Raw genomic sequence first — 12,853 nt, forward strand, 5'->3', positions numbered from 1 at the left:
GAGGAGAACGTGAAGAGTTTATGAAGTTGATTTCGTGGAACGTAAATGGCATTCGCGCTTGTGTGCGAAAAGGATTTTTAGATTATTTTCAAGAAGTGAATGCGGATGTATTTTGTATTCAAGAGACGAAGCTGCAGGAAGGCCAAATTGATTTGCAGCTAGAAGGGTATTATCAGTACTGGAATTATGCCGTGAAAAAAGGGTATTCCGGAACAGCTGTTTTTACAAAGCAAAAGCCTTTATCCGTTTCATACGGTGTGGATAAAGAATCGGAAGACGAAGGACGTATTATCACGCTTGAGTTTGAACAATGCTATGTAGTAAACGTGTATACGCCAAATTCTAAAAGAGACTTAGCAAGGCTTGAAGAAAGGCTTCAATGGGAAGACGATCTGCTCGTGTACTTAAACAAATTAAATAGCCGTAAAGCGGTGATTTTGTGCGGAGACTTAAACGTAGCACACGCAGAAATTGACTTGCGTAATCCGAAGCCAAACCGAGGAAATTCTGGTTTTACAATAGAAGAGCGAGGAAAAATGACGACGCTTCTTGCTAGCGGATTTCTTGATACATTTCGTTATTTGTATCCGAATCAAGAAGAAGCCTATACGTGGTGGTCGTATATGAACAAAGTGAGAGAACGAAATATCGGGTGGCGCATTGATTATTTTATCGTATCCGAGAGAATCAAAGACGTTATTCAAGAAGCTACTATTCATCCGCATGTAATGGGAAGCGATCACTGTCCTGTGATGCTAGAATTAAATGTACCTCATCTATGATATCTTTCTATATAATAGAAGAAAAACGGAAAAAAGGTTGGTTCACGCGAACGGTTGCGGTATAGTAAACATATTAAAAAGTACAGAATGTTTCATGAGATAAAGGGGGAGACAGAGGTGAAGCGAGACTCGCTGCAAACCATTGAACACGAAATTGCGCTGCTTGTTCGTCTAACAACGACGCACAGTCCTAAGCTTGGAAGCTTGGACCGTTCTGAGTATTTACTGTTAAGCGAACTAGATCAGCGCAGTCCGCTCGGGATTAATGCATTAGCTGAAAATTTAAAGCTGAGCTTATCTACAGCTAGCCGGCAAGTATCTGCGCTTGAGACTAAACAGTTTGTTCGTCGCTTTCCGAGTCCAGAAAATGGGCGAATTAGTTTAATTGAAATGACGGATGCAGGGAAAGATATTTTGCAGCATGTACAAAGCAAGCGTAAACAAGCCTATGCTGAAGTGTTAGAAAATTGGTCGGAAGAAGAGGTTTTGGCACTGGAAAAAAGTTTATCACGCTTGAATCTTGATTTTAAAAGATGGCGCAGTAATGGATGTTAAAGCGAATACATATAGATGAACAAAAAGGCTATTGAAAAATAGTCTTTTTAAGTTGAAACAAAGAAGTTGATTTCTTCTTTAAAAGATGTATAATATGTAGTGCTGCTATAACTTGCATGATACAACTTGTACAATAAAATATGTAAGGAATTGTTAGTCTTATGAAAAGAATTTAATAAAAGGAGGAATAAATATGAGTCAGAATAATCCAGCAGTAGCCTCCGACAAACAAGGTTTAAGCGTACCTAAATACTTAATTATGGCGATTTTAACGCTATTTTCAATTGGCCCTCAGTATTTTTTGAATTTATCCTACACGGTCAATCAAGTATTAATTCAAAATCGATTTGATGCGAGTACACAAAGCTTACTATTGCCATCTATTATTTCTAACTTGGCATTTGGACTTGGAGTACCTATTGGTCCGATGCTTGCGAAAAAATATGGCGTGCGTAAAGCATACTTAACGTTCGTTTTAGTCTTTTTAGCAGGTTCGATTATCAACGTTTTTTCCGAAAACGTTGCGTTTTTATCCCTTGGTCGTCTGATTCAAGGCTTAAGCTCAGGAATGCTGTTTTTAACCATTATTCCAGCTGCGCTGATCTCGTTTCCGAATAAAATCCGAAACTTCTTTTTAGTGTTAGCGATCGGCGGACTGTTCGGTTCAACGGCAATTGGAGCCTTTTTAGGTGCTGTATCTCTTAGCATGGATAATTGGCGCTGGGTTTTTGTTTTAGGAATAATAGCTTCTCTTGTCTCTCTGTTTATCGGATATAAGGTATTACCTGCTCATGATCCAACTCAGCAAGAAGATCGACCAGTGGATAAGAAAAGTATCTTTATTCTTAGTCTTATTATGATTTTATTAGTGTATCCACTGTATGAACTAAGATACGAAGGATTTGCTTCTATTCAAGTGTGGCCGTTCTTACTAGCTGCAGCAGGATTAGTTGTCATTTTTGTCTTAGTTGATTTAGCGGCTGAAAATCCGCTAGTACCATTAAAATCGCTGCTAGCCGTAAAACCAGTTGCAGGTACAATTATGGCAATTGGCGGTCATATGGCGTATATTCTAGCCATTGCAGGTATTAATGGCGTCATGCAAAATGTGCAAAATGCATCGTACACCACGCTTTCTTATTTTTATTTATACTTTTTTGTTGGGGTACTGATTTCAGCATTTGCAACGACATTTTTGTATGATAAGTTTGGCCCAGGCTACCTTGGAGCAATTGGATCACTTCTTATTGTCATTGTAGGATTTAGCTGGGTGAACGTATCAGCTGATACATCACTAGTAAGTTTATATGTTCACATTATGCTCTTTGGTATGGGTGTTAGTATGGCACTGGTATCCGGTGCGCTAGGAGCGGCACTAGCCGGAGATTTACATCAAGCTTCCATGCGTTCGATTTCACTGCACTCCATTCGAAATTTATTAGGAGCGATTGTAGCACCTGTGATTGGGTGGTTTGTTGTTCGACAAAACGCGATTTATTATGAAGATTTTCGAGGTCAAATTAGCTCAGTAGATCCTCAGGTGAAGCTGCAGCTGTCTGAAATGATCAAACGCTATATGGGTATGGGAATGAGTCAAGCAGACGCAAAAACATCGGCTGTGACGGCTGTTGTAGCAGGCGCTAAAAAAGCGTCGATTTTACATGCGTATCACAACTTATTTTACATGCTTGGTATTTTAGGCGTAATTATGCTCATTGCTTCACTAAGTAAAGCATGGAGCGGTGAAAATAGAATTCTTGTTCAAAAAGAAGAGGTTCAAGAAGAAGCTGAGCCGCAAGAAGAAAGAAAAATGCTGCCGGCACCTCAAACAGAAGAAACCTCTGTATAATATACTAACTATAGAAAGAAGGAATTCCGATGAGTAAAAGTCGTTTATTGGTTACTAACATTGTTGGAATCATTGTGATTTTATTACTAGTAGGCTTTGGTGGATATTATTTCTACGAAAAAGCAAATTACGTTAAAACAGATGAAGCGCAGGTAGAAGCACCGCTTTCACAAGTCATCGCTTCAGCTAACGGTCAGTTAAGCGAATGGAATGTAAAAGAAGGAGATAGCGTTTCTCAAGGTGATTCTGTTGGAAGCTTAAAAGAAGGCGAAAAATCAACAGACGTAACGTCTATGATTGACGGAACGATTATTAAAAACAACGCATCTCAAAATCAATTAGTAAAAGCTGGCGATGTGTTAGCACAAACAGCTGATTTATCTAAAATCTATATCAATGCAAACATTAAAGAAACAGACCTAGGCGACTTAGAAGAAGGAGACAGCGTCGACATTACAGTAGATGGAGATTCAGGTAAAGTCTTTAAAGGCCATGTTGAAGCAATTGGCCGCGCAACAAACTCAGTGTCTTCTATGCTTCCTGCTCAAAATACAGGAAACTATACAAAAGTAACGCAAAAAGTACCGGTGAAAATTTCAATTGATGATGCATCAGATAAAGTTCTTCCAGGTATGAACGCAGAAGTGAAAATTTCAATTTAATAACGGAAAAAAAGCTGCTTCCTCTAAGGGAGCGGCTTTTTTTATGCCTAAACAAATAAAATAAAAAATGTGCTAAAAAGGGGATGTATACAAAGGAAATGTGTGGTAAGATACTTCTTGTTTGAAATTGGATATCGGTAAAGAAGGTGATGGGATGACCGCGGTCGAAACAAAAAAAGGGCCAAAAGAAAAGCTGAATTTGTTTTTCTTAACGTGGCCGATCTTTTTAGAAGTGTTTCTTTTTATGTTAATGGGGATTGCTGATACCTTTATGCTAAGTGCGCTGTCAGATGATGCCGTATCAGGAGTCGGAGCAGCCAATCAATACCTTCACATTGCGATTTTGGTGTTAGAGGTCATTGGTAACGGAGCGGCAATTGTTGTCTCTCAGTATTTAGGATCAAAACGGTATATGGAAGCGTCAAAGATTTCTGCTTTGGCCGTTACGTTAAATTTAGGAGTCGGGCTAGTCATTAGCGCGGGTTTTCTTTTGTTTTCCAGACATATGATGGAAGCGATGAACTTACAAGGTGACGTACTGATGTATGCACAAAGCTATTTATCCATCGTTGGAGGAGCTATTTTTCTTCAAGCGATTATTAACTCTCTTGCAGCGATTATTCGCGTACATGGCTTTACGAAGCAGGCAATGTTTGTTTCACTTGGAATGAACATTTTTCATATTGCAGGAAACTATGCTTTAATCTTCGGGAAGTTCGGCTTTCCGGAAATGGGCGTGCAAGGAGCAGCGATTTCATCTGCGTTCAGCCGATTCGTTGCCCTTATTGTGTTCTTTTGGCTGCTGTATCAAGTGATGGAATATAGAGTGAAATTTCAGTACTACATTACGCTTTCAAAAGAATATATCGGTAAAATTTTAAAAATCGGTATTCCGTCGGCTTTCGAACAAGTGATGTATCAAGGCTGTCAAATTGTCTTTTTATACTATGCAACCTACCTAGGAGCAGAATCACTTGCTGCGAGACAGTACGCGATGAATATTTCAATGTTCATTTACTTATTTGCCATTGCAATTGGAATGGGTACAGCGATTATTGTCGGCCGTTTAGTAGGCGGAAACGAAAAAGATGAAGCGTACCATCGCGTATGGAAAAGCGTCAAATGGGCCAGTGCCGTAACGATGATGATGGTTGTTCTTGTGATGACATTCAGAACACAGCTGATCAGCGTGTTTACAGACAATCCGCATATCATTGAGCTTGGGGCGACGGTGCTGCTTCTGAGCATTGTGCTTGAAACGGGAAGAACGATGAACATTGTGCTGATTAACTCGCTGCGGGCAGCGGGAGATGCCAAATATCCGGTGTTAATTGGTGCGATGTCGATGGTCATGATGAGCTTGCCGCTCGGTTATTTCTTCGTTTTCCATTTAGACATGGGGCTCGCTGGCATCTGGCTTGCCATCGCAGCCGATGAATGGACGCGCGCAGTTATTATGTTTTTCCGCTGGAAAAGCCGAGCATGGGAAAACTACGGACTTATACAGCACGAACAAACAGCTGAAGAACCAACGCCGGTTCAAGTATAAAACAAAACCTCTGCAGGATGTGCAGAGGTTTTTTGCTGTGTAAAAAAACGAAGTGAAGTTGGTCTTTTTACGCAAAAAGCTTTAATTTGTGGGAAAAAACGGGTATAGGTACAAAGAAATGGTTTTATTCTACTTATTCTTTGTTTTAGATAACGGTATATGGTTGGATGACGTATTTAGACATGAGTCTTTTTTCTCTGATTTTCCATTTTTATCTCAATTCATGAAACTAGAAGCATAAAAAAGAGAGTTTTTTCCTATTTAGCTATAATGAGACAAATTTTATACTTATAATTATTGGATTAAACTCGAAATGTGCGGAACAGGAGGAACGATATGGGGTTAGGAAGCGTATTAGACGGACTGCTGGGTGAAGTATCTGGAAGAGTCTCAGATGTAGAAGGGAAAATTTCTAAGCTAAGAACGGCTAAAAGTAAAATTGAGCATGAACAAGCTGTTTCATTAAAAGAAATTGAACATATCAAAAAGCCTGAGCTGGGAGACAAATGGACGGGTACGTTATCGGATGATTTTGACGAAAAACGTACGGCAGCCTACGACAACATAAAAGGCATTTTAGACGGTGATTACGATGGATACATTCGTGAAATTGAAACAAAGATATGGGCGCTAGAAGCTGAAAAAGGAGCTTTGAGTGGCTTGAACGCCGTTATTGGAGAAGCGGATTCTTTATTAGCTAAAGGTGAAGAAGCCTATGACGCAGTAGAAAACAAGATTAGTGAAATTAGAAGGGGGCTGTTTTCATGACAATTAAGCTTGATCACGCTGACGTTATCAAAAAGCTTGAAGCAGTCAGCACAGCGATTGGAAATTTATCCATTAGCAAAATGCCTGACCTTGGAAAAAACAGCCTTGATACTACAGAGAAATGGGAAGCGCGCGAAGAAGAAATTCAAACGCTCATTTCTACTTATATAAAAGCACTAAACAAAAACGTAAAAGATACAAAATCTAATGTAGACTTACTAAAAGAACAAGACGAATCTATTATCCATTCGTAGCAGCAAAGGGGGATGACTGTGGGAAAGGTATACGATGCAAAAGCACTGTTTGATGTAGCAAAAGACAGGGAAAAAGCCTACGATGAGTTACTCAGCCAGCTGGGTGAACTGAAAAAAGCGCTGCAGGGCGTAGCGGACTTAGAAGGCAGCTTAGAAGGAAAAGGCGCTGACAATATAAAATCTTTTTATAAGCAGCACGTTGATACGGCCGGACAGTGGGAAAACTTAATTAAAATGCAGCAAAGCTATTTTTCAACGCTTCACGTTAAAGCTGAAAAAGCAAAGCTATCAGGAAGCACGATTGTAACTGAATCATTTTTAGAAACGGAGCTAAAAAACGCCAACAGCAATGCTAAAGAAATGGTTGCGCAGCAGCACGACGATCTGCAGAGTATTTTAAACGGCATCGATGATATCGTCTCTATTTCAGCGTTTTCAACGAGTGAGTTTAACGATAAAATAGAAGAAGCAGAGAAAAAACGCACCGATACAATTGAAGCAGTGAACCAGCTAGACGCTGAATGGTCAAAAGAATACAGCGAAATGGATGACTTCTATGCGGTAGTGGATACGCTAGTAAGCGGCTTAGAGCTTGCTACGAGTCAAGGAGGAAGTGTCTATCAGCTTGCCTTTGACGAAAAAGCCTATCACGACAGCGAGCTGTATAAAGTTCAAACAAAGCTAAACGACTATGCAACTTCATATGTTGACTACAACAAGCAGCAAGAAGAAGTATACGAGCTGGAAAAAAAGCAAGAAGAAGAAGCAAACAAGCCGTGGTATGAAAAAACGTGGGACGCGGTTTCTACCTTTACAGGAGAGGTCAGCGGATATTATGATTATAAACGAGCAGCAGAAGGCGTGGACCCTGTTACGGGTGAAAAACTTTCTACCTCACAGCGCGTCGCAGCAGGAGCCATGGCAGCAGCCGGCTTCATTCCGGTTGTCGGCTGGGTAGGAAGAGCCGCAAAAGGCGGAAAAGCCATCTACAAAACGGCTAAAGGCCTAAGCGCAGCGGATCACGCCTTAGACGCCTACAAATCCGCTAAATCCTTCAAAGTCCTGGAGCAAACGGAAAAAGGCCTCTACGGTCTTGTGGCCGCAAACGGGCTAGGAGAATACATGACCGGACGCGACATGTTCGGGAATAAAATTAGTGAAGAGCAGCGTAAAGCAAGCCTTCTGCAAGCATTAGGAATTGCTGGAGCTGGAGCGCTTTCTACGAAGGTAGCGGGGAAAATGGGACAAAGCCTTGCGACCAAAGGAACCGAAAAGCTCAACAACATGCGCAACACGCTTCGCACAAGCGCCGTTGCCAACGTCACAAAGCAAGCCTACCAAAGCGTCAAAAATGCACCGGCATCTTGGACACAGTCGCTACATAAAACGTATAACAACATCCTAGACAGCAGCATGCCACGACTCATGCCAGATCTTGTGCCGGTAGGTCCAGCACTTGCCCAGCAGACGGTGAGGGAGACCTTGCAGAATGTGAAGCAGCAGACGATGCAGATGGTAACGAAGGTGAAATATGATCCGAACCACAACAGCTACCGTGGACCTGACGGAAGGTTTATGTCAGAGAGCGATGTTACAAAGATGGGTGACGAGGTTGAGGTTGAAACGCTTCGGAAAGTTGACGAACCTGTAAAAGTAGAGCCTGAAATTCAAAAGGTTACGGATGAAGTGGTGAAAAATGGTGATGTTTCTAAGAAACCTTACAGTAGCAGTAGACCAAGTTATGGGAAGGGCCAAGTTGAACAGGTATGGGAAAATGCTAAAGATCCTATTAATGGAAAAATCTACGATCCATCAGGTGTCGAAATAGGTTGGGATAAATCTAAACCTAGAAATGGGCAGTGGGATATGGGACATATCCCAGGAGAAAAATATTCTGATATTCACGAATTGTATATGAATGGTACTATTACAAAGAAAGAATTTTTAGAGTGGTACAGGGACCCTGCAAACTATAGACCAGAATTACCAAGCACTAACCGAGGTCATGAGTATGAATAAGGGAGGTAATGATGTAAATGGACATTAACAAGGCTGATTTTTGGACTATAATAAAGTTTGGAAATCTCGAAGAATTTTTAAAAAAGTTGAAGATTGAAAATAAATGTATCGAAGAGGTAATAAACTCGGTTGATAAAAATGGTATTAGTTTACTTGAAAAATCACTGATTAGTAGAAAGTTCGATATAGCAAAGTTTTTACTAGAAAACGATGCAAAAGTTAATATTGTTTCAAATGAAGGATGTAATGAATTGCACTATTTAGCAGCAAATATTAATTATGTAGGTGCTGTTGACTTAGCATATAAGTTAGTTGAAATGGGTGTTGATTTAAATTTAAAAGATAAAAAATTTTCTAATTCTGCAATATTATCTCTGTGTCAAGAAGTATTAAAAGAACGCACAAGGGATGGAAATGAATTACTTTTACACTGTTTGGAAAAACACCCCGATTTTAATGATTCCAATAAATTTGGTTATTCTTTAAAGCGAATAATTGAAGAACGTGGAACTGAGGATATGAAAAAAGTCATGGAGGCGGTTAGTTGAAAACAAGTAGTGGATTAGGCGGTAGCGTTGTATCAAATAATATTCTAAAAAATATAGGGGACTTAAAATGGTGCATTAAAGAAGAACCAGTAAATGATCTTGATAATGGGTGGAGATTTTTGTCTGATATCGATACAGAGGAATTTCTTGCAAATGCATCGAATATGTCAGTTTGCGACTGGGGAACGATTATTGAAATAGAACCTGCTATAATAAATATTTTTGATATGCCTATTGGTACAGATATAACTTTACTAAGCGAAAATAATAAAAAGTATTTTGTTTATACTGATTCAGGAGAAAAGGTAGTTTTTTAAGGTTGTATATTAGTGACTGATACAGATTTGGATTTATTAGTATGAAGTTCCATTAGTGTAAATAAAGGTTAAGGATTAAAAAAATAGATAATATATACTATGAAAATCAGCAAAATATTATTAAACCTTTGATTGGATATAGCCTTTTGAGGGTTTTTTTTAATGTTTTTTATGTTAAAAATGTCTTTTCTTGAATTAAGAAGTTCATGTTGGGTGGTAGACATAGGAGATCGGAGGCAGTTACATTTAGATAAAAATTTTATAAAGAATGTAAAAGAGCCATGCCAATGGAGATAAAGGTAATTTATGATATGAAGGGTGGCTTAAAGCTGAATACAGTTTTGAGTTAATTGTAAGAAAGAGATAATAAGTATTAAGATATAGGAGTAGCTAGAACACAATTAGACGAAAGAATTCTTTTTGATGAAAATTTAGTAGGTGTTGAATTACCCCCCATAGCTGTTTTATTTGCAGGGAACTTTGTTTAGATGATTGCTACCATGTTGAAGAGCCTATTGTATACGTTTGAAATTATGAAGAATCCTTGAATTTAAATCCTGTAACATATATTGTAAGTAACAGCTTTGAAAAATTTCTAAATATCTTAGCAGAATAGGTAGTTTGATAGTATCTAAACTAGAGTGAATACTCATATATTCGTCAGACCTATTTAATTCGTTAGAGAGCACTAATTGTCTACAACAGGCAGCAAGTGCTTTCTTTTATGTGAGGGTATATAATTTCAAAGGGTTTTCATTTTTATTTGTAGTCAAATGAATAGCCTAAGCGCAGCGATCACGCTGCAAATCTGCCAAATCCTTCAAAGTCCTAGAGCAAACCAAAAAAGGCCTTTACGGTCTTGTGGCTGCCAACGGGCTAGGAGAATACATGACCGGACGCGACATGTTTGGGAATAAAATCAGTGAAGAGCAGCGTAAAGCAAGCCTTCTGCAAGCATTAGGAATTGCTGGAGCTGGAGCGCTTTCTACGAAGGTAGCGGGGAAAATGGTACAAAGCCTTGCGACCAAGGGAACCGAAAAGCTTAACAACATGCGCAACACGCTTCGCACAAGCGCCGTTGCCAACGTCACAAAGCAAGCCTACCAAAGCGTCAAAAACGCACCGGCCTCCTGGACTCAGTCGCTACATAAAACGTATAACAACATCCTAGACAGCAGCATGCCAAGACTCATGCCAGAACTTGTGCCGGCTGGTCCAGCACTTGCCCAGCAGACGGTGAGGGAGACCTTGCAGAATGTGAAGCAGCAGACGATGCAGATGATTGAAAAGCCTGTAAAAGCAGAGCGTGTGAGTGAACGTCAAATTCAACAGGATACGGGTGAAGTCAAGCACTTAGATAATATACCTAGAACAAAAGAAATTGAAGTGAAATGTAACTACAAAACTAAATTCGATTCAGAAGAATTTGCAAGACAGTTAAAGGATCAAGAAAAAGGTATGAATGAATTAACCGTACATGAATACCAGGAAAATCGAGAGCGATTTATTGATAAAGGCAGGGAAATAGAGGGAAATGTTGCTCAACAAACAGCTAGAGAAGAAGCTTTATCTGACAAAATTACCGAATTTATGGATAAAGGAAAATCATTTGATGAAGCAGAGGAAGAGGCGAAAAAATGGCTAAAAACCCAAGCGGCACTTCATAATCCAGATCAGGTTGCGGGAGGAAGGCCTGAAATAATAGGAGGAATGGGAGATAAGAGGGTTAATTTATTAAAATTGTTGATAAACAAATAGAGGAAATATCAAAAAATATGACACTAGAACAACTGAAAAATACTTATTTGAATGTAAAGTTAACACATTAAAGGAGGAGTTTGAATGGAACAATATTTAAAAGATTTTAAGTTGCATAATAAAGTTCCTAGTGAACTGATTGAAAAGTATAAAAATATGGTCCCTAAAGAAATAATAGATTTATGGCAGGATTATGGATTTGGAACATTTATGGCAGGTTATTTTAAAAGTGTCAATCCAGAGGAGTACATTGATATCTTACAAGAAAGTAGCCAAAGATACACTGATTCTTTAGTATTATTTGCAACAAGTATGGGGGATTTAGTCATATGGGCTGATGGTTATGTAAGGTTGCTTAATTTTAGGTACGGCTTACTTAAAACACTTATGCCAAACTTTCTATACTTTTTTAAAAGTTTAGATTCGGAAAAATTTCGAGACGAATATTTAAAGTGGAAGCCATATCCAAAAGCAGTAGAAAAATGGGGCGAAATACCTTATGACGAATGTTTTGGATACACCCCTCTATTAGGGCTTGGTGGAGCAGAAAAAGTAGAGAATCTAAAAAAAGTCAAATTAAAGGAACATATTCTTATTATTACTGAATTCATGGGACCAGTACAATAATGTTCAAAGCTATATTACAAAATGAACTATAAGCACTTGACTGCCTTTTAGGCAACAAGTGTTTTTTTGTGAGCCATTTTTTGTTTTTAAATTATCCGATGTGAATGTGAAAAATATCAGAAAGTTAAAGAGAAATGAGGTTGAATTTTTAAAAAAATATTTCAAAAAAACAAGTGTTGACGTTAAAAACATTTATACTGAGAGTAATATGCAAACAAAGAAATTTATAGTTAAATATATTATTGATGGCAAGCATGGCCTTACAGCATTTTATTATTGTTAAAGAAGTAAAAGTAGTATGAAAGAATTTAAAGATTTATTCAGTGAATTGCAGGCTGATATGACATCTAGTATGTAAGGAGGATATAGATGAAACCTAATTATTTTTCAATTTCAATGTACCCCACAGTAGCTTTTAACGAAGAGGAGCTATTAGGTCGTCTTTTGGATGTGTTTGAGTCAAATGAAAAATTTGCTCCTACCCATTGGGGTAACTCTGAAACAGTAAAGGTAGAATATAATCGTCGGGAAATTCTAGAAAAAGTGATTTCAGAGCTTAGAGTATCTGAAGTTCACCTGTATCGTGATAAAGCGGTGCACTATAAAGGGAGTTTTAAAGTTAACTGGAGTCATAGTTCATATTTGGAGTTTGAGTTCCATAAATCAATACCTAAAAAATTATGGTCTGTTTTTTTTGAGTTATCTGATCAAATCGCAGAAATTGTAAAGCCGCGTTATGGAGTGTCGCAAATTTTTTGGAAAGCATCTTATCCATGGAATACTGAATATGAACGCTTACATATGTGGATGAATATGTCTTCACTACCTATACCGGTCAGGTTTCTTCCTAACGGTCCCTTGGGGGTAGGAGCTAGAACATATTTTAGTGGTCATATTTTAGAAATGTTTGATAAGGAATTCCTACTAAATACTCCCGCTGTCGTATCAGAATTAGAATGGGGCGGGGTTTGTATGGATCTTTTACAAAATCCATTAGAAGCTGATAGGGATACATTGCTAGATCGGTGGTTACATGTAATGAAATACTTAGAACCAGCTCAAGTAATAGCTGTGCCAAGTTTTCATGAAAGTCGAATGGTTGTCACGTATTCGCCTAATGTTGCTTGGAAGAAGTATCTAGAAAATTAAAGGAAAGGAATTTGTA

Annotated in this window: 13 protein-coding genes; all 13 read left to right on the top strand. The window is 38.6% G+C overall.

From position 1 onward, the window contains the following. The first annotated feature begins 20 nt into the window (after positions 1-20). The gene (locus AC2YJL_RS10725; protein ID WP_014459763.1) at positions 21-782 is read left to right on the top strand and encodes an exodeoxyribonuclease III; all 762 of its coding nucleotides are present in this window, start codon (positions 21-23) and stop codon (positions 780-782) included. A 117-nt stretch (positions 783-899) separates the two neighbouring features. Further along, positions 900-1,337, top strand: a complete 438-nt coding sequence (locus AC2YJL_RS10730) for a MarR family winged helix-turn-helix transcriptional regulator (RefSeq protein ID WP_014459764.1) — start codon at positions 900-902, stop codon at positions 1,335-1,337. A 193-nt stretch (positions 1,338-1,530) separates the two neighbouring features. Next, positions 1,531-3,186: an MFS transporter gene (locus AC2YJL_RS10735; protein ID WP_230932760.1), complete on the top strand. Its 1,656-nt coding sequence runs from the start codon at positions 1,531-1,533 to the stop codon at positions 3,184-3,186. A 29-nt stretch (positions 3,187-3,215) separates the two neighbouring features. After that, complete coding sequence (locus tag AC2YJL_RS10740) at positions 3,216-3,848, top strand: HlyD family secretion protein (protein ID WP_025751627.1); 633 nt, start codon at positions 3,216-3,218, stop codon at positions 3,846-3,848. Between the two features lie 154 nt (positions 3,849-4,002). Next, positions 4,003-5,397, top strand: coding sequence for an MATE family efflux transporter (locus AC2YJL_RS10745; RefSeq protein WP_014459767.1), 1,395 nt, complete (start codon positions 4,003-4,005; stop codon positions 5,395-5,397). Between the two features lie 336 nt (positions 5,398-5,733). Beyond that, a complete protein-coding gene (locus AC2YJL_RS10750; RefSeq protein WP_013057382.1) occupies positions 5,734-6,165 on the top strand; it encodes a YwqH-like family protein in 432 nt (143 codons plus the stop codon). Further along, the gene (locus AC2YJL_RS10755) at positions 6,162-6,419 is read left to right on the top strand and encodes a YwqI/YxiC family protein (protein ID WP_013083474.1); all 258 of its coding nucleotides are present in this window, start codon (positions 6,162-6,164) and stop codon (positions 6,417-6,419) included. The genes AC2YJL_RS10750 and AC2YJL_RS10755 overlap by 4 nt, the downstream gene beginning before the upstream one ends. Positions 6,420-6,437: 18 nt before the next feature. Next, positions 6,438-8,438: a T7SS effector LXG polymorphic toxin gene (locus AC2YJL_RS10760; RefSeq protein ID WP_251568279.1), complete on the top strand. Its 2,001-nt coding sequence runs from the start codon at positions 6,438-6,440 to the stop codon at positions 8,436-8,438. 17 nt (positions 8,439-8,455) lie between these two features. Continuing rightward, a complete protein-coding gene (locus tag AC2YJL_RS10765) occupies positions 8,456-8,986 on the top strand; it encodes an ankyrin repeat domain-containing protein (protein ID WP_251568278.1) in 531 nt (176 codons plus the stop codon). Beyond that, entirely contained in the window at positions 8,983-9,303 is a 321-nt protein-coding gene (locus AC2YJL_RS10770; protein WP_014459771.1) for an immunity protein Imm33 domain-containing protein, read from the top strand. Before AC2YJL_RS10765 ends, AC2YJL_RS10770 begins: the two co-directional genes overlap by 4 nt. Positions 9,304-10,191: 888 nt before the next feature. Beyond that, the gene (locus tag AC2YJL_RS10775) at positions 10,192-11,061 is read left to right on the top strand and encodes a polymorphic toxin type 15 domain-containing protein (RefSeq protein ID WP_251568276.1); all 870 of its coding nucleotides are present in this window, start codon (positions 10,192-10,194) and stop codon (positions 11,059-11,061) included. Between the two features lie 84 nt (positions 11,062-11,145). Continuing rightward, positions 11,146-11,688 carry a T6SS immunity protein Tdi1 domain-containing protein gene (locus tag AC2YJL_RS10780; RefSeq protein ID WP_230932757.1) on the top strand — a complete coding sequence of 181 codons (543 nt, stop codon included), beginning with the start codon at positions 11,146-11,148 and terminating at the stop codon, positions 11,686-11,688. A 369-nt stretch (positions 11,689-12,057) separates the two neighbouring features. After that, on the top strand, positions 12,058-12,837 hold the full coding sequence (locus tag AC2YJL_RS10785) for a hypothetical protein (protein ID WP_230932756.1): 780 nt from the start codon (positions 12,058-12,060) through the stop codon (positions 12,835-12,837). Positions 12,838-12,853 lie beyond the last annotated feature (16 nt).

The sequence above is a fragment of the Priestia sp. SRI_019 genome, assembly GCF_057586255.1.